This window comes from Nonomuraea zeae (assembly GCF_005889725.1).
In the GTDB taxonomy this organism is placed as follows: Bacteria; Actinomycetota; Actinomycetes; order Streptosporangiales; family Streptosporangiaceae; genus Nonomuraea; species Nonomuraea zeae.
This window is the reverse complement of record NZ_VCKX01000048.1, coordinates 25,848-47,335: the sequence shown is the minus strand read 5'-3', so window position 1 is coordinate 47,335 and position 21,488 is coordinate 25,848. Positions and strand designations below refer to the sequence as shown.

The 21,488-nt window shown below is 73.3% G+C and carries 20 protein-coding genes; 8 read left to right on the top strand and 12 right to left on the bottom strand.

Going from position 1 to position 21,488, the window contains the following annotated elements:
- Nucleotides 1–10 precede the first annotated feature (10 nt).
- The 6 genes from ETD85_RS17840 to ETD85_RS17815 all read left to right on the top strand — a co-directional run bounded on the left by ETD85_RS17840 (nt 11) and on the right by ETD85_RS17815 (nt 5,522).
- On the top strand, nt 11–1,159 hold the full coding sequence (locus tag ETD85_RS17840) for a thiolase family protein (protein ID WP_138690845.1): 1,149 nt from the start codon (nt 11–13) through the stop codon (nt 1,157–1,159).
- Between the two features lie 4 nt (nt 1,160–1,163).
- A complete protein-coding gene (gene pcaH / locus ETD85_RS17835; protein WP_138690844.1) occupies nt 1,164–1,907 on the top strand; it encodes a protocatechuate 3,4-dioxygenase subunit beta in 744 nt (247 codons plus the stop codon).
- Nucleotides 1,904–2,440 carry a protocatechuate 3,4-dioxygenase subunit alpha gene (gene pcaG, locus ETD85_RS17830; RefSeq protein WP_138690843.1) on the top strand — a complete coding sequence of 179 codons (537 nt, stop codon included), beginning with the start codon at nt 1,904–1,906 and terminating at the stop codon, nt 2,438–2,440. The genes pcaH and pcaG overlap by 4 nt, the downstream gene beginning before the upstream one ends.
- Before the next feature lie 91 nt (nt 2,441–2,531).
- Nucleotides 2,532–4,184 (top strand): UbiD family decarboxylase, encoded by a 1,653-nt coding sequence (locus ETD85_RS17825; RefSeq protein WP_138690842.1) that lies wholly within the window; start codon nt 2,532–2,534, stop codon nt 4,182–4,184.
- Nucleotides 4,185–4,243: 59 nt separating this feature from the next.
- The gene (locus tag ETD85_RS17820; protein ID WP_138690841.1) at nt 4,244–4,900 is read left to right on the top strand and encodes a UbiX family flavin prenyltransferase; all 657 of its coding nucleotides are present in this window, start codon (nt 4,244–4,246) and stop codon (nt 4,898–4,900) included.
- Nucleotides 4,901–4,931: 31 nt separating this feature from the next.
- On the top strand, nt 4,932–5,522 hold the full coding sequence (locus ETD85_RS17815) for a non-oxidative hydroxyarylic acid decarboxylases subunit B (RefSeq protein WP_138690840.1): 591 nt from the start codon (nt 4,932–4,934) through the stop codon (nt 5,520–5,522).
- Nucleotides 5,523–5,566: 44 nt separating this feature from the next.
- On the opposite strand, the gene ETD85_RS17810 is transcribed toward ETD85_RS17815, so the two are convergent.
- A complete protein-coding gene (locus ETD85_RS17810) occupies nt 5,567–6,337 on the bottom strand; it encodes an alpha/beta fold hydrolase (RefSeq protein WP_138690839.1) in 771 nt (256 codons plus the stop codon).
- A 205-nt stretch (nt 6,338–6,542) separates the two neighbouring features.
- Nucleotides 6,543–7,013 carry a VOC family protein gene (locus ETD85_RS17805; protein ID WP_138690838.1) on the bottom strand — a complete coding sequence of 157 codons (471 nt, stop codon included), beginning with the start codon at nt 7,011–7,013 and terminating at the stop codon, nt 6,543–6,545.
- A gap of 237 nt (nt 7,014–7,250) precedes the next feature.
- On the opposite strand from ETD85_RS17805, the gene ETD85_RS17800 reads away from it, so the two are divergent.
- Both ETD85_RS17800 and ETD85_RS17795 read left to right on the top strand, forming a co-directional pair.
- Nucleotides 7,251–9,965 carry a helix-turn-helix transcriptional regulator gene (locus tag ETD85_RS17800; protein WP_138690837.1) on the top strand — a complete coding sequence of 905 codons (2,715 nt, stop codon included), beginning with the start codon at nt 7,251–7,253 and terminating at the stop codon, nt 9,963–9,965.
- Between the two features lie 94 nt (nt 9,966–10,059).
- Nucleotides 10,060–10,842 carry a hypothetical protein gene (locus tag ETD85_RS17795; protein ID WP_138690836.1) on the top strand — a complete coding sequence of 261 codons (783 nt, stop codon included), beginning with the start codon at nt 10,060–10,062 and terminating at the stop codon, nt 10,840–10,842.
- A gap of 109 nt (nt 10,843–10,951) precedes the next feature.
- Here ETD85_RS17795 and ETD85_RS17790 read toward each other — a convergent pair whose 3' ends face one another.
- The 10 genes from ETD85_RS17790 to ETD85_RS17740 form a co-directional block, all read right to left on the bottom strand.
- On the bottom strand, nt 10,952–11,293 hold the full coding sequence (locus ETD85_RS17790; RefSeq protein ID WP_138690835.1) for a histone-like nucleoid-structuring protein Lsr2: 342 nt from the start codon (nt 11,291–11,293) through the stop codon (nt 10,952–10,954).
- A 221-nt stretch (nt 11,294–11,514) separates the two neighbouring features.
- Nucleotides 11,515–12,378: an LLM class F420-dependent oxidoreductase gene (locus tag ETD85_RS17785; RefSeq protein WP_138690834.1), complete on the bottom strand. Its 864-nt coding sequence runs from the start codon at nt 12,376–12,378 to the stop codon at nt 11,515–11,517.
- Nucleotides 12,379–12,515: 137 nt separating this feature from the next.
- Nucleotides 12,516–13,175, bottom strand: a complete 660-nt coding sequence (locus ETD85_RS17780; RefSeq protein ID WP_138690833.1) for a response regulator — start codon at nt 13,173–13,175, stop codon at nt 12,516–12,518.
- Nucleotides 13,176–13,256: 81 nt separating this feature from the next.
- A complete protein-coding gene (locus ETD85_RS17775) occupies nt 13,257–14,300 on the bottom strand; it encodes a sensor histidine kinase (protein WP_138690832.1) in 1,044 nt (347 codons plus the stop codon).
- A gap of 145 nt (nt 14,301–14,445) precedes the next feature.
- Complete coding sequence (locus ETD85_RS17765; RefSeq protein WP_138690831.1) at nt 14,446–15,903, bottom strand: alpha/beta fold hydrolase; 1,458 nt, start codon at nt 15,901–15,903, stop codon at nt 14,446–14,448.
- A 68-nt stretch (nt 15,904–15,971) separates the two neighbouring features.
- Nucleotides 15,972–16,460: a hypothetical protein gene (locus ETD85_RS17760; protein ID WP_138690830.1), complete on the bottom strand. Its 489-nt coding sequence runs from the start codon at nt 16,458–16,460 to the stop codon at nt 15,972–15,974.
- 91 nt (nt 16,461–16,551) lie between these two features.
- The gene (locus ETD85_RS17755) at nt 16,552–18,843 is read right to left on the bottom strand and encodes a xanthine dehydrogenase family protein molybdopterin-binding subunit (protein ID WP_379507926.1); all 2,292 of its coding nucleotides are present in this window, start codon (nt 18,841–18,843) and stop codon (nt 16,552–16,554) included.
- Between the two features lie 2 nt (nt 18,844–18,845).
- The gene (locus tag ETD85_RS17750; RefSeq protein WP_138690828.1) at nt 18,846–19,310 is read right to left on the bottom strand and encodes a (2Fe-2S)-binding protein; all 465 of its coding nucleotides are present in this window, start codon (nt 19,308–19,310) and stop codon (nt 18,846–18,848) included.
- A 4-nt stretch (nt 19,311–19,314) separates the two neighbouring features.
- Entirely contained in the window at nt 19,315–20,202 is an 888-nt protein-coding gene (locus ETD85_RS17745) for an FAD binding domain-containing protein (protein WP_379507919.1), read from the bottom strand.
- Entirely contained in the window at nt 20,199–21,485 is a 1,287-nt protein-coding gene (locus ETD85_RS17740; RefSeq protein WP_138690827.1) for an MFS transporter, read from the bottom strand. Before ETD85_RS17740 ends, ETD85_RS17745 begins: the two co-directional genes overlap by 4 nt.
- Between the last annotated feature and the right edge of the window lie 3 nt (nt 21,486–21,488).

Sequence of the window (21,488 nt, the reverse complement as noted above, 5' to 3'; positions counted from 1 at the left end):
GGGTTCCCGCATGAAGACCGTCTACGTGGTCGACGCCGTCCGCACCCCCTTCGGCCGGTACGGCGGCGCGCTGTCCGCCATCCGCCCCGACGACCTCGCCGCGCACGTCGTCAGGTCGATCGCCGAGCGCAACGACGTGGCGGCGCCCGACGAGGTCGTCCTCGGCAACGCCAACGGCGCCGGCGAGGAGAACCGGAACGTCGCCCGCATGGCCGCCCTCCTCGCCGGCCTGCCGGTCACCACGCCCGGCGTGACCGTGAACCGGCTGTGCGGCTCCGGCATGGAGGCCGTCATCCAGGCTTATCGCGCCATCGCGCTCGGCGACGCCTCGGTCGTGATCGCCGGCGGCGTGGAGTCGATGACCCGCGCCCCCTGGGTGCTGCCCAAGCCGGACAAGGCGTTCCCCGCGGGCGGGCAGGAGCTGATCTCCACCACGCTCGGCTGGCGCCTGGTCAACCCGGAGATGCCCGCCGAGCACACCGTGCCGCTGGGGGAGGGCGCCGAGCTGATCGCCGAGCGCCACGGGATCGAGCGCGCCGAGCAGGACGCGTACGCGCTGGCCAGCCACAAGAAGGCGGCCAAGGCGTCCTTCGAGCGGGAGATCGTCCCGATCGGCGAGGTGACCAGGGACGAAGGCATCCGCGCGGACAGCTCGATGGAGGCGCTGGCCCGGCTCAAGCCCGTCTTCCGCAAGAGCGGCGGCACCGTCACCGCGGGCAACTCCTCCCCGCTCAACGACGGGGCGGCGGCGCTGCTGCTGACCGACGAGGCGGGGCTGCGCGGCCGCGAGCCGCTCGCCAGGATCACCGCGAGCGCGGTCAGCGCGCTGGAGCCGCGCTACTTCGGGCTCGGCCCGGTCGAGGCCGCGACCAAGGCGCTGGCCAAGGCGGGCAAGTCCGCGGGCGACCTGGCCACCGCCGAGCTCAACGAGGCGTTCGCCGCCCAGGTGCTCGGTTGCCTGGCCGAGCTGCCCGACCTTGATCCCGCGATCGTCAACCCGGACGGCGGGGCGATCGCGCTCGGCCACCCCCTCGGCGCCTCCGGTGCCCGCATCACCGGTACGGTCGCCCACCGGCTGGCCGCGGCCGGCTCGGGCACCGGCCTGGCCTGTCTCTGCATCGGCGTCGGCCAGGGCCTGGCCGTCGTACTCGAAAGGTAGCGTCATGCCCGAACCCCTCACCCAGGCCGACATCGACGTCGAGATCGCCGCGCTCCAGGCGGCCGGCGGCGGCGACCACCCCGCCCGCGACTACGCCCCCTACCGCAGCACCCTGCTGCGCCACCCCAAGCAGCCGCTGGTGGCGCTGAAGGACCCGGAGGCGGCCGAGCTGTCCGGGCCGGTCTTCGGCGTCACCGACGTGACGCCCCACGACTCCGACCTGACCGTGCAGCACCTGAGGGAGCCGCTCGGCGAGCGGATCACGGTGACCGGCCGCGTACTCGACCGCGACGGACGCCCGGTACGCGGCCAGCTCGTGGAGATCTGGCAGGCCAACGCCTCCGGCCGTTACCTGCACCAGCGCGACGACCACCCCGCGCCGCTCGACCCCAACTTCACCGGCGTCGGCCGCTGCCTCACCGACGGCGACGGCGTCTACCACTTCACCACGATCAAGCCCGGCCCGTACCCGTGGCGCAACCACGTCAACGCCTGGCGGCCCGCGCACATCCACTTCTCCCTCTTCGGCACGGCGTTCACCCAGCGCCTGGTCACCCAGATGTACTTCCCGGGAGACCCGCTGTTCCCCTACGACCCGATCCTGCAGTCGGTCACCGACGAGCAGGCCAGGCAACGGCTGGTCGCCGCCTACGAGCACGACCTGTCCAAGCCCGAATGGTCGCTCGGCTACCGCTGGGACATCGTGCTGGACGGCCCCGCGGCGACCTGGATCGAGGAAGGCCGATGAACAACCCCACCCCCTCTCAGACCGTCGGGCCGTTCTACGGCTACGCCCTGCCCTTTCCCGGCGGCGGCGACCTCGTCCCGCTGGACGGCGACGCCATCCTCGTCCACGGGTGCGTCTACGACGGCGCGGGCGCCCCGGTGCCCGACGCGCTGCTGGAGTTCTGGCAGGCCGATCCGTCGGGACGGCTCGGCGGCGCCCCCGGCAGCATGCGGCGCGACCAGGTGAACGGCGCCGTGCTCGGCAGGCACGGCATGGACTTCACCGGCTTCGGCCGGGTCGGCACCGACGCCGACGGCCACTGGGCGCTGCGCACCCTGCCGCCGGGCAACGGCTACATCAGCGTCTGCGTGTTCGCCCGCGGCCTGCTGCACCACCTCTACACCCGCATCTACCTCGGGACGGACCGCTTCCTCGACTCGCTGCCCCCCGAGCGCAGGCAGACTCTGGTCCCCGTGACCGAACGCCCGGGCGTCCACCGCTTCGACATCCACCTCCAGGGCGACAAGGAGACCGTCTTCCTCGACTTCGGCTGAGCCGCTCCCATACCGACTGTGGTCCAGGTCTTGACGCCGTCCTTCCCTTCGCGGGCCCGCCGTACGGGCAGGTACCCGCAAGGGGGAAGGCATGACGGCGAAGACGAAGAAACCGGCGAAGGCGGCGGCCAGGACCGGTGAGGTGCACGACCTGCGCTCGGCGCTGGAGCGGCTGCGGCACTATCCCAGCCAGCTCATCGAGACGGACCATCCGGTCGATCCGATCGCCGAGCTGGCGGGCGTCTACAAGCTCGTCGGCGCCGGCGGGACCGTGGTGCGGCCGACCAGGACGGGCCCGGCGATGCTGTTCAACGACGTGTCGGGCTTCCCCGGGTGGCGTGTCCTCGTCGGGTTGATGGCCAGCCGGGAGCGGGTCGGGCTGCTGCTGGACGCTCCGGCGCGCCGGCTCACGCAGCGGATGGCGCAGGCGTACCGGAACGCGATGAGCCCCGTGGACGTCGGCGCGGAGCACGCGGTCTGCCAGGAGGTCGTGCACCGGGCCGGCGACCCGGGCTTCGACCTGCGCAAGCTGCTGCCCGCCCCGACCAACACCGAGGAGGACGCCGGCCCGTACTTCTGCCTGGGCCTGGTGCTCAGCAGCGACCCGACCGGCCAGGCCGGCACCGACGTCACCATCCACCGGCTGTGCGTGCAGGGCAAGGACGAGCTGTCCATCTTCTTCGCCCCCGGGCGGCACATCGACGCCTTCCGCAAGAAGGCCGAGGCCCAGGGCAAGCCCTTGGCGGTGTCGGTCAACATGGGGCTCGATCCGGCCGTCCACATCGGCGCGTGCTTCGAGGCGCCGACGACTCCGTACGGCTACGACGAGCTGGCCGTGGCGGGCGGCCTGCGCGGCAAGCCGGTCGAGCTGACCCGCTGCCTGACCGTGGACCAGCGGTGCATCGCCAACGCCGAGGTCGTCATCGAGGGCGAGATCCTGCCCGATGTCCGCATCGCCGAGGACCGCAACACCCACACCGGGCACGCGATGCCGGAGTTCCCCGGCTACAACGGCCCCGCCAACCCGGCGCTGCCGGTGCTGAAGGTCACCGCCGTCACCACCCGCCGCGACCCCATCCTGCAGACCCTCGTCGGCCCGGGCGAGGAGCACGTGAGCCTGGCCGGGCTGCCCACCGAGGCGAGCATCTACAACGCCTGCGACAAGGCGCTGCCCGGCTTCGTCAGCGAGGTCTACGCCCACTCCTCCGGCGGCGGCAAATTCCTGACCGTCATGAAGTGCAACAAGCAGAGCGCCTTTGACGACGGCCGCGCCCGGCTGGCCGCGCTGATCGCGTTCGGCACCTACACCGAGCTGAAGAACGTCATCCTGGTCGATGAGGACGTCGACATCTTCGACACCAACGACGTGCTGTGGGCCATGCAGACCCGGATGCAGGGCAACCTCGACATCATCGCCATCCCCGGGGTCGCCGGGCACGTCCTGGACCCGTCGCAGACCCCCGAGTACGACCCGCGCCTGCCGGCCAAGGGCGTCACCTCCAAGACCATCTTCGACGCCACCGCGCCGTACGAGCTGCGTGCCAAGATGTTCGCCCGCGCCCAGTTCCGCGAGGTCGATCCACGGCCCTTCGCGCCCGGCCTGTTCGGCGACGACGGGCAGGCCACCTCCAACGGCGCTGCTTCTCCGGACGGCCCCGCTTCTTCCGGCGGCGCTTCTCGCGACGGGACCGGCCACGACGGGGTCGCACCGGCGGCACGGGCCGAGTCCGGCCACCCCGGCTGATCGCCGCACTCCGCGACCCACCGCACCCACTCCGCGACCACCACTTGGAGCGACACACCATGCCAGAACAACGACGCATGCTGCTGGCCGTGACCGGCGCCGGCGGCACCCGCCTGGCCGGGCGGCTGCTGGCGGCCCTGGCCGGCGACTCGCGCGTCGGTCACGTGGACCTGATGATCTCGGCCAACGGCCGCAAGCTCATCGCGCACGAGCACGCCGCCGCCGAGAACGCCGACCCGGTCGAGCTGATGCTCGGCGGCCCGTCGGAGAAGGTGACGCTCTGGGACCCGGAGATCGACGCGGCCGGGCCGCCGTCCTCGGGCAGCTACCGCTGCTGGGGCATGATCGTCCTGCCCTGCGCGCTGGGCGCCGCCGCCAGGATCGCCCAGGGGGCGGCCAACACGCTGATCGAGCGCGCGGCGGACGTGTGCCTGAAGGAGCGCCGCCCGCTGATCCTGTGCGTGCGCGAGACCCCGCTCAACCTCATCCACCTGCGCAACATGGTGCAGCTCACCGAGGCGGGCGCGGTCGTCTACCCCATGATCCCGACGTACTACAACGTGCCGCAGAGCATCGAGCAGATGGACGAGGAGTTCGTCGCGCGCCTGCTCGGCTTCGCCGGCCTGGACCAGACCGACTACTACGAGTGGACCGGCGCCGCCGGCTCGGCCGCCTCCCGCGACCGCGCCAGGATCGGGAACGGGGCCACGTCGTGACCGCCGCCCGCGCACGATCGGGGGCCCGGCCGTGCGGTTGATCGTCGCGATGACCGGGGCCAGCGGCGCCCCGCTGGGCGTGCGCCTGCTGGAGCTGCTGCGCGAGTACGACGACGTGCACACCCACCTGGTGCTGAGCCGGTGGGCGCGGGCCACGATCGAGCTGGAGACGCCGTACGACGTCCGCGAGCTCGCCAAGCTCGCCGACGTCGTGCACGGGCCGGGGGACCAGGCGGCGCCCATCTCCTCCGGTTCGTTCCACACTGACGGCATGGTCGTCGTGCCCTGCAGCATGAAGACCCTCGCCGGCATCCGCACCGGCTACGCCGACGGGCTCATCGCCCGCGCGGCGGACGTGTGCCTGAAGGAGCGCCGCCGCCTGGTGCTCGTGCCCCGCGAGACCCCGCTCAACGAGGTGCACCTGGACAACATGCTGGCCCTGACCCGCATGGGCGCCACCATCCTGCCGCCTGTGCCCGCCTTCTACACCCGGCCCGCCTCCTTGCAGGACCTGGTGGACCACCTCGCGACCCGGATCCTGGACCAGTTCGGGCTGCCGGTGCCGGACGCCCGCCGCTGGACCGGCCTGCCCGACGCCCGGGGCCCGGAGGACGCACCCTGATCCCGGAGGACGCGCCATCAGCCGGGTCGGCCTGGCCCGCGCCGTCACGCTCGCAGGAAGTCCTCCACGATCGCGGCGAACTCTGCCGCCTGATGCTCCAGCGGGATCACACCGTCCTCGATCACCGCCTGCATGCTGCCGGGAAAGTACGCCGCCAGCCGCGCCAGCTCCGGCAGCGCGAACGGGTCCTGCCCCGCCCCCACGAGGAGCACCGGGCAGCGCACGAGCCCGGCGCGCTCCTCCATGCGGTACGCGCCGACGGCCTCGTGCCCCTTCTCCACCTCGGGCAGGACGGTGAGCGCGTCGCGGACGAACCGGTTGAGCAGCCGCCACGGATAGTACGGCGCCCGCGCGTTCCACAGCTCGGCCAGATGTGCCCCGTCGGGCTGCTCACTCGCCGCGTCGATCGGCGTCCGGCCCTTGCGGCGCAGGCGGCTCTCGTGATCCACCAGCGGCGTCGACGACAGCACCAGCCGCGACACGCGCTCGGGCGCGCCCGCCGCCACCTCCAGCGCCACCACGCCGCCGGTGTGATGCCCCGCCACGGCCGCCTCGGGCAGGCCGAGCGCGTCCATGAGGGCGAGCACGCCGGCCGCGTACGCCTCGATGGTGTGGCGCGGGGGAGGGGCGGAGTTGCCGAAGCCGAGCGTGTCCATCGCGATCGCGCGGCGGGTGCGGCCGAGCAGCGGCAGCACCTCCCGGTACTCGTCCCAGGAACGAGGGGTCTGGTGCAGCAGGAGCACGGGGTCGCCGGTGCCGCAGGAGGCGTGGTGGATCTGGCCGAACGGCGTGTCGGCATACCCGAACCTGATCATCGTGGCGCCTTCCGTGCAGGCGGCGGCATCCGCTAACAGCTTCCCGGATGACCACGCCCGCGATCAACCCGGAAGCCGGTCCGACACCGCTGATCGACCCGGAAGGACGGCGCCCGCCTCCCTGTGAACCGACCCGGAAGGCGGCCCGCCTCCTGGGACCAGCTCGGGAGGCGGGCCGCCGCCGGCGCGGGGACGGCGTGGACGGTCAGGCGCGGGCGGCGTCCTCCAGCGCCTTGATGTCGATCTTCCGCATGCCCAGCATGGCCCGCATGACCCGCTGCGCCTTTTCCGGATCGGGGCTGGACAGCAGCTCGGGCAGCACCCGGGGGACGATCTGCCACGACAGCCCCCACCTGTCCTTGAGCCAGCCGCACCGCGACTCCTCGCCGCCCTCGGTGAGCTTCGCCCACAGCTCGTCCACCTCCTCCTGCGACCCGCAGTCGACGAAGAGCGAGATCGCCTCGGTGAACTTGAACTCGGGCCCGCCGTTCAGCGCGATGAACCGCTGCCCGGCCAGCTCGAACGCGACCATCATGGCCGTCCCCGCCGGCCCGGGCCCGGCGTCCCCGTACCGCTGGACCTCAAGGAGCCGCGAGTCCTCGAACAGCGAGGTGTAGAAGGCGGCGGCCTCCTCGGCCTGGTTGTCGAACCACAGGTAGGTGGTGATCTTCTGCATCGTGACCTCCGTCAGGTGAGCGGGAAGCCCGGCTTCCCGTGTTGTCACCAACGCGTCGAACGCACCCGGCCCACATCGACACAACGAATCAAGATTTTTCCAGAATTCGCCAAGAGAGCCGGGCCAGGCGTGATGACGTGCGCAAACACCCGGCACGCGCCACCACGCCGCCGCTACCCGTGAGGTCTGTCCTCCAGCGGGTTCCGATGCCCGGCGGCTTTGGCGGATACTGCGGGAATGCGGTTGCTGGAGCGGGAGCCGTCGCTGGCGGCGCTGGCGGAGTACGCGGCAGAGGCGCGCAACGGCGCCGGGCGGCTCGTCCTGGTCTCGGGAGAGGCAGGCGTCGGCAAGTCGGCGCTGGTCGCCCGCTTCCAGCAGGACCTCCAGGACGGCGGCACCAGACAGGGCCACCAGCAGGACCTCCAGGACGGCGGCACCACACAGGACGGCCAGCAGGACCTCCCGGACAGTCGCCACATTCAAGAGCCACCGGACGGCCGCGCCCGGGACGACCTGCGAGACGCCCGCTGGTCATGGGGCATGTGCGACGGCCTGTTCACCCCACGCCCGCTCGGCCCGCTCTTCGACGTGGCCGACCAGCGCGGCGGCGCGCTGCTGGAGCTGTGCCGCACCGGAGCCGGCCGCGACGAGCTGTTCCGGGGCCTGCTGCGCGAGCTGACCGAGCCGGGCACGCTTAACGTGATCGTGGTGGAGGACATCCACTGGGCCGACGAGGCCACGCTGGACCTGCTCCGCTTCCTCGGCCGGCGGATCTGGAACGCTCCGGTGCTGCTCATCGCCACCTACCGGGACGAGGGCCGGGGAGCCGACGACCCGCTGCGCGTCACCCTGGGCGATCTGGCCGCGCAGCGGTCCACGAGGCGGATCGAGCTGGCGCCGCTGTCGGCGGAGTCGGTGGCGGTGCTGGCCCGCGGAAGCGGCTGGGAGGCCGCCGCCCTGCACCGGCTGACCTGCGGGAACCCGTTCTATGTGACCGAGGTCGTGCAGGCGGGGCTGACGCAGGTGCCGCCGTCGGCGCGCGACGCGGTGCTGGCCCGGGCGACGAGGCTGGGCGGCGACGTCCGGCGGGTGCTGGACGTGGCGGCGCTCACCGGGACCAGGGTGGAGCCGCGGCTGCTGGAGTCGGTGACCGGCTGCCCGCCGTCCGCGCTGGACGAGCTGCTCGGGTGCGGGCTGGTGGTCGAGGACGGCCAGTGGCTGAGGTTCCGCCATGAGATCGCCAGGCTCGCCGTGGCCGGGGCGATTCCGGCGCATCGCGTCCGCGCGGTCCACGGCCGGGTCCTGGCCGCGCTGGCCGATATGGGATGCGACGACGACGCCCGGATGGCCTTCCACGCCGAAGCGGCCGCGGACGCCGCCGCGGTCCTGCGCCACGCCCCCGCCGCCGCCCGCCGCGCGGCGTGGCTGACCTCGCACCGCGAGGCCGCGGCGCAGTTCGCGCGGGCGCTGCGGTTCGCCGGCGAGGCGGACGCCGCGACGCTCGCCGCGCTCTACGAGGGCCTGGCCGACGAGTGGGCGCTGCTCGACCGGTGGCCCGACGCGGCGCAGGCCGGCGAGCAGGCGCTGGCGCAGTGGCGGAAGACCGGGAACCGGCTGCGGGAAGGCGACGCGCTGCGCCGGCTGTCACGCGTCCTGTGGAACCTGTGCCGCGCCGACCAGGCGGTCGCCGCGGCCGAAGCCGCCCTGTCGGTGCTCGAACCGCTCGGGCCGAGCGTCGAGCTGGCCTGGGCCTACGCCACTTTCGCCAACCGGCGCATGCTGCTGGGCGAGCACGAAGCGGCCGTCTCCCTGGGGGTGCGGGCGAAGGCGATCGCCGAGCGGCTCGGCGCCACCGACGTGCTCAGCGACGTGCTCAACACCCTGGCGGTCTGCGCCGCGGCCACGGGCGGCGCCTGGGCCGGGCAGCTGCGCCGGGCGCTGGAGATCGCGCTGGCGGGGCGTCATCAGGACCAGGCGGGCCGGGCGTTCGCCAATCTCTGCGGTACGCATGTGAGCGAGCGGGAGTTCGCCGAGGCCGAACGGTACGTGACCCAGGGCCTGCCGTACTGCGACGAGCACGACCTCACCGCGTACGCGACGCACCTGCGCAGCGAGCACGCCACCATCATGGAAAGACGAGGACAGTGGGCCGAGTCGGCGGCGCTCAGCACGGAGCTCCTCGCCACCGACGCCATGTCCTCCTCCTGCAACCGGCTGTGCATCCTGCGCAAGCTCGGCGTGCTCCGGGCCCGACGCGGCGAGCCCGGCGTCTGGGAGTTCCTGGAGGAGTCGGCCGAGATCGCCGACCGCACCGGCGAACCGCAGCAGATCGTGCCCGTCCGGCTGGCCTGCGCCGAGGCACACTGGCTGGAGGGGAGCCCGGACCGTGCCCGCGACCAGGCCGAGCTGGCCGCGGACGCGTCCGGCGGATGCGACCACTGGGATCGCGGCGCCGCCGCCGTCTGGCTGCTGCGCACCGGCTCGGCCCGCTCGGTGCGCGGCGAGGTCGCCGAGCCGTACCGGCTGCACCTCGACGGCCATCTGACGAAGGCCGCGCAGGTCTGGATCGACCTCGGCTGCCCGTACGACGCCGCCCTGACCCTGGCCGACGTGCCGCGCGAACCGGCGCTGCGCCAGGCCCTTGACCTGCTCACCGGCCTCGGGGCGGCGCCCGCGATCCGGCTCGTCCGGCAGCGGCTGCGCGAGCTCGGGGTCCGATCGCTGCCTTCCGGGCCGCGGGCCACGACGAGGGAGCACCCGTACGGGCTGACCGAGCGCGAGCGTCAGGTGCTCGCCCTGCTCTGCGAACGGCACTCCAACCTAGAGATCGCCGCCGCGCTGTTCATCTCGGTGAGAACCGTCGGGCACCACGTCTCGTCCATCCTGGCCAAGCTCGGCGCACCGACCCGGAACGCCGCCGCCGACCAGGCGATCGAGCTCGGCCTAATTTAGGTATCGCGCCGCCGAACATAGGCAATGGCGACCGATCCCCCGCCCTTGCCCCCATCCGTACGGTCGGGGAACCGAGCATGGTCGAGGAGGGGGCATGGAAGCACGTATCAGCCGCGCCACGGGAGGAGCGGCGCCGGCCGGACGGGGCGAGGGGACCGCCACGACAGATCTGATCGCCGAGCTGCTGCGGTGCCTGGCGGACCTGTTCCAGGCCGCGGACCCGGGCGCGGGGAGCCGCCTGCTGGAGATCCGGGCACTGCTGGCGCAGCGCGACGACCTTCCGGCCCGGCCGGTCGACCCGGCGGCGCGAGCGGGCGACATGGTGGCCGGCCGGGTGCACGAGGCGCCGGTCGTGTCCTGCCGCCGCCGGGGGCGGCGCTGGCGCATCGAGCTGGCCGGCCGGACGGCGGACGTCCGCGACAGCGTGGGGATGAACCACCTCGCGGTCCTGCTGGCCAACCCCTGCCAGGAGATTCCGGCGCTCGAACTGGCCACGGGCTCCGCGCTCACCGACCGGCCGGCGGCCCAGGAGGCGGCCGGTGGCCAGCCGCTGCTCGACGATCTGGCCAAACGCCGGTACAAGCAGCGCCTGTCGCAGCTGCAGGCCGAGATCGAAGAGTTCGAGACGATGAACGACCTGGAACGAGCGGCCGCGGCGCGCGCCGAGCGTGACTGGCTGCTCGACGAGGTCGCCGCGGCCACCCGCCTCGGCGGGCGGGCCCGCCACTTCACCGGCAACGCCGAACGGGCGAGGGTCGCGGTGGGCAAGGCCATCAGGCGCACGCTGGACGTCATCGAGGAGGCCGACCCGCTCATCGGCGGCGAACTGCGCGCGACCGTACGGACCGGCATGCGCTGCTCCTACCGCCCCGCCTGACGCGCGACCGGCCCTGCCTGACCCGCGACCGGGCTGTGTGACACGACCGGGCCCCGGTCCCCGGCCCGGAGTTCGGGCTGGGGCCGGGGCCCGGGGTGGGACGCCTCAATCAGTGAGCCGCTTCGTACTGCTCCACGACGGTGGAGGCGATCCGGCCCCGCTCGCTCACCGGCAGGCCCTGAGCCTTGGCCCACCGCCTGATCTCCGTGGACTTCTCGCGGCTCATGGCACGCGATGAAGCGGCTGCCCCGCGCCGGCCGCGATGACCGCGCTCGGCACGGACGGCACGCGCCTTGGTGATGAAAGGCGCCAGGGCCTTCTCGAGCTTCTCCCGGTTCCGGCCGGACAAGTCGATCTCGTAGTTGGTGTCGTCGAGAGCGAACGTCGTGGTTCCCTCGGCGTCACTGCCGTCGATGTCGTCGATAAAGGATTCAACGATGCGCTTCGCCATGATGCTCCATTAGGTCAAGGTTGCAGGTACTGTAGCGCCCTTCAGCACATCATGCATCACTTGGGCTAACGCGCCGTCGAAATCGAACTGCGCGCGCCGCGTCGTCCTCCGCTCTTGTGCCGCAGTTCTGGCCGTTCCCTGGATTGCCGTTGAAGATGATATTCCGCGACAGCGCCGATGCGGGCGGAGATTCGTCTGTTGAAATGAAATTCAAGGAATGCTCAGCGTCCGGCAGTGGCGATGCCGGAGATCCGCGCGGCGAGGTCGGCCAGGTACGCCTGCCAGCCCCCGTCCCCGGGATCCGGCACGACGACGATGACGTGGTCGATGCCCAGGGCGGCCAGCCCGGCGCAGAGCTCGGCGCTCTCCTCGACGGTCCGGCCGTCGGGGATGCGCATGTGCAGGGTCTTCTCGATGTCCTCGTAGGGGCGGCCCAGGCGTTCGCAATGGGCGCGCAGCACGGCCAGCTTGTGGCGCACGTCGGCGCCGTACAGGAAGTTGCAGGCGTCGGCGTACTGGGCGACCAGGCGCAGGGTCTTCTTCTCCCCGCTGCCGCCGATCAGGATGGGCGGGCGGGCCTGCGGCGCGTTGAGCGTGCGCCCCAGCTGGTAGTGCGCGCCCTCGTACGGCCCGTCGTCCTCGCCCCACATCCGCCGGGCGATCTGCAGCGTCTCCTCCAGCCGCGTGAACCGCTCGGCCAGCGGCGGGAAGGGCAGGCCGAGCCCGGTGGCCTCCTCCTCGTACCAGGCGGCGCCGATCCCGAGCACGGCCCGGCCGCCCGAGAGCGCGTCCAGCGTGCTGACCTGCTTGACCAGCAGGCCGGGCGCCCGGTAGACGGCGCCGGTCACCAGGGCGCCCAGCGTGACCCGGCTGGTGAGGGCGGCGGCATAGGACAATGCGCCGTACGCCTCCAGCATCGGATCCGTCACGGCGCCGAAATTCGGGATCTGGAAGAAATGGTCCATCACCCAGAAGCTGTGCAGCCCCGCTTCGTCGGCGCCGCGGGCGACGGCCGCGAAACGCTCGGCGATGGCGGCGTCGCCGCCCGGCCAGATGAATCGAGGGCAGGACAAACCGAGTTTCATGAGTGGCTCCTTGAGTGGGCGCGCGGACCGCGGGACGCTTCTCCGGCGGTTTCCGGCAATGAAAAACCCTCTCGCCCGGGCGTCGCGCCCGAAGCCGAGAGGGCTTCGTATGGAGTGATTATCTCATGCCCGGCGGGTCACGGCAGATCCGCCCATGTGACGAGCCCGTGGCGGTGGGCGTAAAGGGCCGCCTGCAGCCGGGTGCTCAGCCCGAGCTTGGCCAGGATCCGCTCGACGTGGACCTTGACCGTGCCCGGCGCGACGACCAGCGCTTCGGCGATCTCGGCGTTGCTGTTGCCGGCGGCCAGGTGGCGCAGCACGTCGCTCTCGCGTGGCGTCAGCGTGGCCAGCTCGTCCGTGCGCGGGCGGGGTGAGGTGGCCGCGAACTGCTGCAGGAGGCGCGGGGTGACCTGCGGGTCCACCAGGCCCTGCCCCTCGTGGGCGACTCGTACGGCGTCGAGGATCAGGCTCGGGTCGCTCTCCTTCAGCAGGAAACCGACCGCGCCCGCCTGAAGGGCGCCGAACAGGTACTCGTCCAGGTCGAACGTGGTCAGCGCCACGACGGCGGGCACCGGGTCGAGGGCCAGGAGCTCGCGGATGGCGGCCAGGCCGTCCATGCGCGGCATGCGGATGTCGGTGAGGACCACGTCGGGCCGCAGCCGCCGGGCCAGCGCGACCACCTCGAAACCGTCCGAGGCCGTCGCCACGACCTCGACGCCCGGCTCCGACGACAGCAGCAGGCGCAGGCCCTCCCTGGTGGGCGCCTGGTCGTCGGCGACGATCACCCGAATGCTCATCACGGTCCTCCCCACTCGTCCATCGCGCTCCCCGTTTGGAAGCGACCCGTCACCGCCTGCTCCCCAGCCAGAAGCGACCCGTCACTGCCCGCTCCCCAGGGGGAAGCGGGCCGTCACCCGCCACCCGTGGGGTGCTCGCGGTCCCGCCGTGAGCGTGCCGCCCAGCAGCTCCGCCCGCTCCCGCATCCCCCTCAGCCCGCCGCCCTCGGGCCGGGCGGGCTCGCCGGGATCGGCCCGGCCGTCGTCCTCCACCACGGCCGTCACCTCCCCCTTCCCGTGGCCGACTCGCACCACCGCGCGGGTGACCCCGGAATGCCGCATGACGTTGGTCAGCGACTCCTGCACGATCCGGTACACCGCGTGCCGGACCTGCGCGGGCACCGGCTCGCGCAGCGGGTCGCCGGCCAGCCGCACGCGAAGGCCCTGCTGGGACAGGCGCTCGGCCAGCGCGCGCAGGTCGGTATGCGCCGGATCGTCGCGCAGCAGCCCCAGCAGCCGCCGGGTCTCCCCGAGCGCGGTGCCGGAGATGTCGGCGATCACCTGCAACGCCCGATCGGCGTCGGCGGGGGAGGCCCGCCGGGCGCCCACGGCCTGCAGCCGGATCGCGCTGAGGTGGTGGCCGACGACGTCGTGCACCTCGCGCGCGATCCTGGCACGCTCTCGACCCTGCTGGACGAGCACGGCCTGCCTGGCCTGGTCGTGCCGCAGGCGCAGGATGTGGCCGAGCGCGACCGGGGCGAGCCCGGCCGCCACCGAGACGGCCAGCCGGGACGGGTGGGACACCGTCTCGCCGAGCATCAGGTCGAGCGTGACCAGCCAGCACGTCGCGGCGACTGCGGGCAGCGCCCGGCCCCGCTCGCGGTGGTAGGCGGCCGAGCCGAACGCCGCCAGCGTCACCCAGACCCCGAGCTCCGGCAGGTGCAGGAGCCTGGCCAGCAGGACGGCCGCGCACGTGGCGAGCGCGGCCGTCAGCGGCAGGCGGCGGCGCAGCGTCAGCGGCGCGCACATCGCGCAGACCAGCGCCACCCACAACGGCGGCAGCCCGCCGAGGCCCGCGCCGCCCAGCAGCGGGAACCCTACGATGACCAGGGCCGTCAGGGCGGCCAGCACGGCGTCCTGCGCCACCGGCGGCCTCACCCGCCACGCTCGCGTCGCCCGCCACGCTCGCGTCGCCCGCCACGCTCGCGTCGCCCGCCACGCTCGCGTCGCCCGCCACGCTCGCGTCGCCCGCCACGCTCCCGGGGTCCGCCGTGCTTCGATCACGTTCTGCTCACCCCCGGGGGATCCTAGCCACCAGGTCGCCGGGGCAGCGCGCCCCGGACGGCGGCAGCGTCCCCGCGGTCAGGTAGTCGTGCACGTGCTTGCGCAGGCAGGTCCCGGTCAGCCCGGCCGCCCCCTGCATGAGGTACGCCGCGTGCCCGTCCCCGTGCCTGACCACGCGCGCCAGCGGGAGCTGCGCGGCCAGGTGCTCGGCGCCGAGATGCGGTGTGTTGCCGTCCGTGTCGCCGATCGCGGCCAGCACCGGAGGCGCGCCCTCCGCGCGCAGCGGATGCGGCGGGTAGGCGGGATCCCCGCCCATGCCCACGCAGCGGCCCACCTGGTAGCGGCCCTGCACCCAGCCGATCCGCGGCGCGGCCGCGCGCAGCCGCGACTCGACGGCCAGGAAGTCGCGGTAGCCGGGCGGATCCGGCATGAAGTCGTGGCAGAGCATCGCGCCCTGGGTGTGTCCGGGCCGCTCAGGGGGGAGCGGCCGCAGCTCGGCCAGGTCCGTCGCGTCACCGTCGAGGGCCCTGCGCAGCGCCGTGGCCAGGCGCGGCCAGGCGGGCGGGGTGAGCCCTTCGGTCACCGCGACGAGGAACGCCTGCTCGTTCACCGTCTGCCCGCCCGCCGGCAGCGGGGCCCGGCGGACGCGCGCCAGCAGGTCGTCGAAGACCTCGATCGCGTCGTCGCCGCCGAGCGCGCACCCGGCCGCGCACCAGTCGCGAAAGCGGGTGAGCTGCTGCTCCTGGGTGCGGGCGTAGGCCATCAGCCACCGCTCCAGCGACGGCTGGGCATGGTCGGGGATCCCGTCGAGCACCATCCGGCCGACCTTGGCGGGGAAGAGCTCCAGGTACGCCTGGCCGTACACGGTGCCGTAGGAGTTGCCCAGGTAGCGCAGCTTCGGCTCGCCGAGCGCGACGCGCAGCGCCTCCAGGTCGTGGGCCACCTGCCAGGAGGTCAGGCCCGCGTAGGCGGGTCCCATGGCCTTGCGGCAGGAGGCGTCGTAGGCCGCGTTCGCCGCGGCGTGCGCGCGCCAGCCCGCCTCGCCGGGCGCCAGGACCAGCCCGTCGATGCCGGGCTGCGGCACCGGGCACTCCACGAGCGCGTCGCTGCCCTGGTCCCCGAAGCCCCTGGGGTCGATCAGGACCACGTCGAACCAGGTGGTCAGCTCCGACACCACCGCGGGCATCGAGCGTACGGGCTGGATGGTCGCGCCGCCGCCCGTGTTGACCACGATCGAGCCGAGCTTGCGCGCGGGGTCGTGGGCCGGCATCCGCGCGGTGTCGACCTGGGTCTTCCGGCCGCCGGGCCGCCTCCAGTCGACGGGCACGGTCAGCTTGGCGCACTCCAGCCCGTCGCCGCACTTGCTCCAGACCGGCGCCGGGGCGGCGGCGGCCGGAGCCTGAAGGGTGGCCGCCAGCGCCGTCCCCGCGGCGAGCCAGGCCAGCGTTCTGTTCCAGATGCTCATGAACCGAATCTCGCGTGCGCGGCCCGCCGCCGCGTCTGCCGTACGGCATATCTTCGCCGCCGGGCCGGTCAGCTCACGCAGTCCTGGGTGAGCAACCCCAGGGACAGCTGCTCCAGCCGGCCCTTCTCGTCGGGGAAGAACGCGTAGTAGGCCTTGCGGTTGCCGGGGACGGAGACGTTGGGGATCCCGCCCGCCGAGAACCTCAGACGCGGATAAGCCCGCTTGACCTGCTTCATCGTCGAGCCGACGCCGATGCCCTCCGGGGTCTTGACGCCCTTCGGCGCGAAGATCACGGCCACGCCGCGCTTCCTGGAGATGTACAGGCCCGCGGTGCCCTTGCGGGTGGGGCGCGACTTCAGGGCCCAGGCGGAGCAGGACCCGGTCCTGGCCCCCCACCTGGGCACGATCTTCCCGGTGGCCCTGGCCTGTTTCAGGCTCATCCCGAGCCTGACGTCGCCGTAGCCGTACGGGCCCAGCGTGGTCGTCCCGGCGAGCGCGGGGGCGCCGGTGAGGAGCACCGCCCCGCCCGCCAGGACCGCGACGAGCACATGTCTCATGACGTCTCTCCTGCCACCGTGAACCGGACCTCTGTTTCGAGTGCCGTCCGCGACGAGAAGTTCGGCGTCCTGCCCGGCCGGTATGGGCTCCTCACATCGGGTACTCCAGGACGGCGGTCGCGACGGCCTCGGGCGTCATCGGGATCCGGTCCAGCGCGGGCCCGGCGGCCCCGGTGGCGGTGCGGACCGCGTCCCTGATGGCCGCCGCGATCGCGGCCGGCGCCGACAGCAGCGGCGGCTCGCCCACCCCGGTCAGCCCGTACGGCGAGTCGGGCCGCGGCAGTTCGAGGATGTCGAGCACGGTCGGCGGCATGTCCATCGTGGTGGGGATCAGGTAGTCGGTGAACGACGGGTTGAGGATCCGGCCGTCGCGCAGCCGGATCTCCTCCATCACGGCCAGCCCGAGCCCCTGCGCGATGCCGCCGTGCATCTGGCCCTCGACCGCCGCAGGGTTGATCGCCTTGCCGACGTCCTGCGCGCAGGCGATCTCCACCACGCGCACCGACCCCAGCTCGGGGTCCACGTCCACGACGGCACGGTGGGCGGCGAAGGCGTAGGCCACGTGGGCGTCGCCCTGGCCGGTCTCCGGGTCCAGCGCCTCGGTGGCCCGGTGGCGGTAGACGGCGGTCTCGTCCACGTCGCCCATGGCCAGCAGCTCCACGAGCGCGACGGAGCGCCCCGACGGCGCGGTCACCGCCTCGCCTCCGTACGCGAGGTCCACCGCGGGCTCGCCGAGCAGGACGGCCGCGCGGTCCAGCAGCCGGGCGCGGACGGCCACGCAGGCGGCGCGCACGGCGCCCCCCGAGATCCACGTCTGCCGCGAGGCCGAGGAGGTGCCGGCGTCGCCGACGGCCGTGTCGGCGGGCAGGATGGTGACCCGCCCGGCCGCCAGCTCGGTCCGCGCGATCTGCGCCTGCACGGTGACGAGCCCCTGGCCGACCTCGGCGGCGGCGGTGTGCACCTCGGCGACCGTCTCGCCCTCGTGGGCGAACAGGCGCACCCGGGCCGTGCCGTAGTCGTCGTACCCGGCGGACTTGCAGATGTTCTTCACCGACAGCCCGTATCCGACGCCGCGCACGAGCCCGTCGGCGCGGGTGGAGTTGGAGGTGCCGCCGGGAAGGAGCCGGGGATCGTCGCCCGCGGGCGGCGGCACGGGCTTGCCCGCGACCCGGCGCAGCAGCTCGGCGACCGGCGCGGGCCCCTCGACCCGCTGCCCGGTCGCCATGACCGAGCCGGTGCTGACGGCGTTGCGCAGCCGCAGCTCCACCGGGTCCAGGCCGAGGGCCGCCGCCAGCTTGTCCATCTGCGACTCGTGCCCGAAGCAGACCTGGACGGCGCCGAAGCCGCGCATCGCCCCGGCGGGCGGGTTGTTGGTGTAGACGGCGCGGCAGTCCACCTCGACGGCCGGCACCTCGTAGGGGCCGATCGCGAAGCAGCCCGCGTTCCCGGTCACGGCGGCCGACGTGGAGGCGTACGCGCCGCCGTCGAGCAGGATGTCGGCCTTGACGTAGAGCAGCCGGCCGTCGCGGGTGGCGCCGTGCTCGTAGCGCATCCGCGCCGGATGGCGGTGCACGTGGCCGGCGAACGACTCCTCACGCCCGTAGCTCATCTTCACCGGCCGGCCCAGCCGCAGCGCCAGCAGGCAGGCGTGGGCCTGCACGCTCAGGTCCTCCCTGCCGCCGAACGCGCCGCCGACGCCGGACAGCGTCAGCCGGACGTGCTCCTTCGGCAGCGCCAGGCAGTCCGCGAGCTGGTCCTGGTCCACGTGCAGCCACTGCGTCGAGCAGTAGAGGTCGACGCCCTCCTCGGCGGGCACGGCCAGGCAGGACTCGGGGCCGAGGAAGGCCTGGTCCTGCATGCCCACCTCGTACTCGCCGGTCACGACCACGTCGGCGGCGGCCGGGGTGCCGCGGCGGATGCGCAGGTGGCGTACCAGGTTGCCGCCCTCGTGCAGGGCCGGGCCGTCCAGCGTGCGCTCGGGGTCGGTGATCGCGGGCAGCTCCGCGTACTCGACCCGGACGAGCCCGGCCGCGCGGCGGGCCAGCTCGGGCGTGTCGGCGGCGACCACGGCGACGGGCTCGCCGGCGTAGCGCACCACGTCCTCGGCCAGCACCGGCTGGTCGCGCGTCTCCAGCCCGTACCGGTTGACGCCCGGCACGTCGGCGGCGGTGAGCACCGCGTGCACGCCGGGCAGCGCGAGCGCAGCCGTCGCCTCCACGGACAGGATCCGCGCGTGCGGGTGCGGGCTGCGGACGGTCGCGCCCCACACCATCTCGTCGTGCCACAGGTCGGAGGAGTAGGCGAAGTCGCCGCGTACCTTGGACATCGCGTCGGGACGGCGGGCCGAGGCGCCCACGCCGCCGGCCGCGACGGGCAGCGTCATGGTCATCGGGACCTCCCGGCGGCCAGGCGCACGGCGTCGAAGATCTTCTCGTAGCCGGTGCAGCGGCACAGGTTCCCCGCCAGGGCCTCGCGGATCTCCGGCTCGTCCGGGTCCGGGCGCCTGGCCAGCAGGTCGTGCACCGCGACCAGCAGCCCCGGCGTGCAGAACCCGCACTGCACGGCGCCCGCGTCCACGAACGCCTGCTGCACCGGATGCACCTCCTCGCCGTCGGCCAGCCCTTCGACGGTCACCACGGCGGACCCGTCCGCCTGCCCGGCCGCGACCAGGCAGGCGCACACCGGCGTGCCGTCCAGGTAGACCGTGCACGAGCCGCACTCGCCCTGCTCGCAGGCGTTCTTTGAGCCGGGCAGCCCGGCCCGCTCGCGCAGCAGGAACAGCAGGCTCTCGCCGGCCTCCACCCCGTCGAGGCTCCTCCGAACCCCGTTCACCCGCAGATCGACCCTCACCTGTTCAGCTCCTCTGCTGTTCCTGCCAGGCCCACGCCAGCGTGCGCCGGGCGAGCACGGCGACGGCGTGCCGGCGGTAACCGGCGCTGCCGCGTACGTCGTCGATGGGCGCGGTGGCCCGCGCCACGAGCTCGCCGAACCGGATGCGGACCCGGCCGGGCAGCGCGCCGCCGCCCGGCCAGTCCAGCTCGGCGGCGGCGAACTCCTCGGCCTCCGCCGCCGCGACCGGCGTGGGGGCCGCCGAGCCGACGGCGCAGCCGACGCGGCGGCGGGCGGGATCGAGCGTCAGCGCCACGGACGCGACGGCGATCACCATGGCGTTGCGCGGCCCGAGCTTGGCGAACTGCTCCGCGCCCGTGGCGACCGGCACCCGCACCGCCGTCACGATCTCGTCGGCGGCCAGCACCGAACGCCCGGGGCCGGTGAAGAACTCCCTGGCCGGGACCGTGCGCGTGCCCCGCACCGAGGCGACCTCGACCGAGGCGCGGGCCGACAGCAGCGGCGGCAGCGCGTCCCCGGCGGGGGAGGCGGTGCCGAGGTTGCCGCCCACGGTCGCCCTGTTGCGGATCTGCGCGGAGCCGATTGTCCGCGCGGCCCGCGCCAGGCCCGGCAGCTCGGCGCCGAGCTCCTCGACGATCCGCGTGTACGGCACGCCCGCGCCGAGCGTGATCGTGTCGCCGTCGCGCGACCACTCGCGCAGCTCCGGCACCCGGGAGATGTCGATCAGCGTGGACGCCGGCCGGTGCCCGAAGTTGAGCCCGACCATGACGTCCGTGCCGCCCGCGAGCAGCGTGGCCTGCGGGTACGCGGCCTTCAGCTCGATGGCCTCCCGCAGGTCGGCGGCCCTTCGGAACTCGGCGCCGGGAGATTCCGCGCTGGGCAGGTCCGTCACGCGGGCACCTCCTCCTTAGTCTCCGCGCTGTGCCGCTCGGTCAGGAACAGCGCCGCCACCGTCCCCGCGGCGCCCGCCGCGGTCATGTAGACGGCGATGGCCAGCCAGGAGCCGGTGCCGCCGTACAGCCAGGTGGCGATGATCGGGGCCAGGCCGCTGCCGAACACTGTGCCGAGCGTGTAGCCGACCGACATGCCCGTGTAGCGCACGGCCGGCGGGAAGACGTGGGCGAAGAAGGCCGGCATGGTGCCGTAGTTGGCGGCGTACGGGATGAACAGCAGCACGAAGCCGGCCAGCATCAGCCCGAACGAGCCGCTCTGGAACAGGGAGAACCACGCGTACGGCAGCGCCGCCATCGCCACGATGCTCACCCAGAAGATGCGCTTGCGGTCCACCCGGTCCGACAGCCAGCCGAAGAACGGGATGGCGACGATGGTGAACACGTTGACCAGCAGCACCAGCTGCAGGATCATGTCGCGGTCCAGGCCGAGCTGCTTTTCCCCGTAGCTCAGCGAGTAGACGGTCGCGATGTAGAAGGTGACGCCGGCCGGGATGTAGGCCAGGCACATCAGCAGCACCCGCGGCCAGTGCTTCGACAGCACCTCCGCGATGGGCGTCTTCCTGACCTCGCCGCGCTCCCTGACCTCCTGGAAGTCGGGGCTCTCCGCCAGCTTCAGCCGGATGAGCAGGCCCAGCCCGACCAGGACGGCGCTCAGCAGGAACGGCACCCGCCAGCCCCAGGAGAGGAAGGCGTCGTCGGACAGCTGCGAGGTGAGCAGGAACACGAGGTTGGCGAGCAGCAGGCCCCAGGCGGCGCCGGTGTTGACCAGGGCGCCGAAGAAGCCGCGCCGGGTGCGGGCGGCGTGCTCGACGCTCATCAGCACCGCGCCGCCGTACTCGCCGCCCAGCGACAGGCCCTGCACGACGCGCAGCGCCACCAGCAGGATCGGGGCGGCCACGCCGATCGTCTCGTACGTCGGCAGCAGGCCGATGCACAGCGTCGCGCCGCCCATCAGGCACAGGGTGACGACGAGCATGGACTTGCGGCCCAGCCGGTCGCCGAAGTGCCCGAACAGCGCGCCGCCGATGGGCCTGGCCACGAACGCCAGCGCGAACGTCGACAGCGACAGCAGGGTGCCGACCACGTCGTCGTAACTGGGGAAGAAGAGCTTGTCGAACACCAGCACGGCGGCGGTGCCATAGATGAAGAACTCGTACCACTCGATCGTGGTCCCGGCCAGGCTGGCCAGGACGACCCGGGTGGAGCTGGACGGTTGTGCCATGGC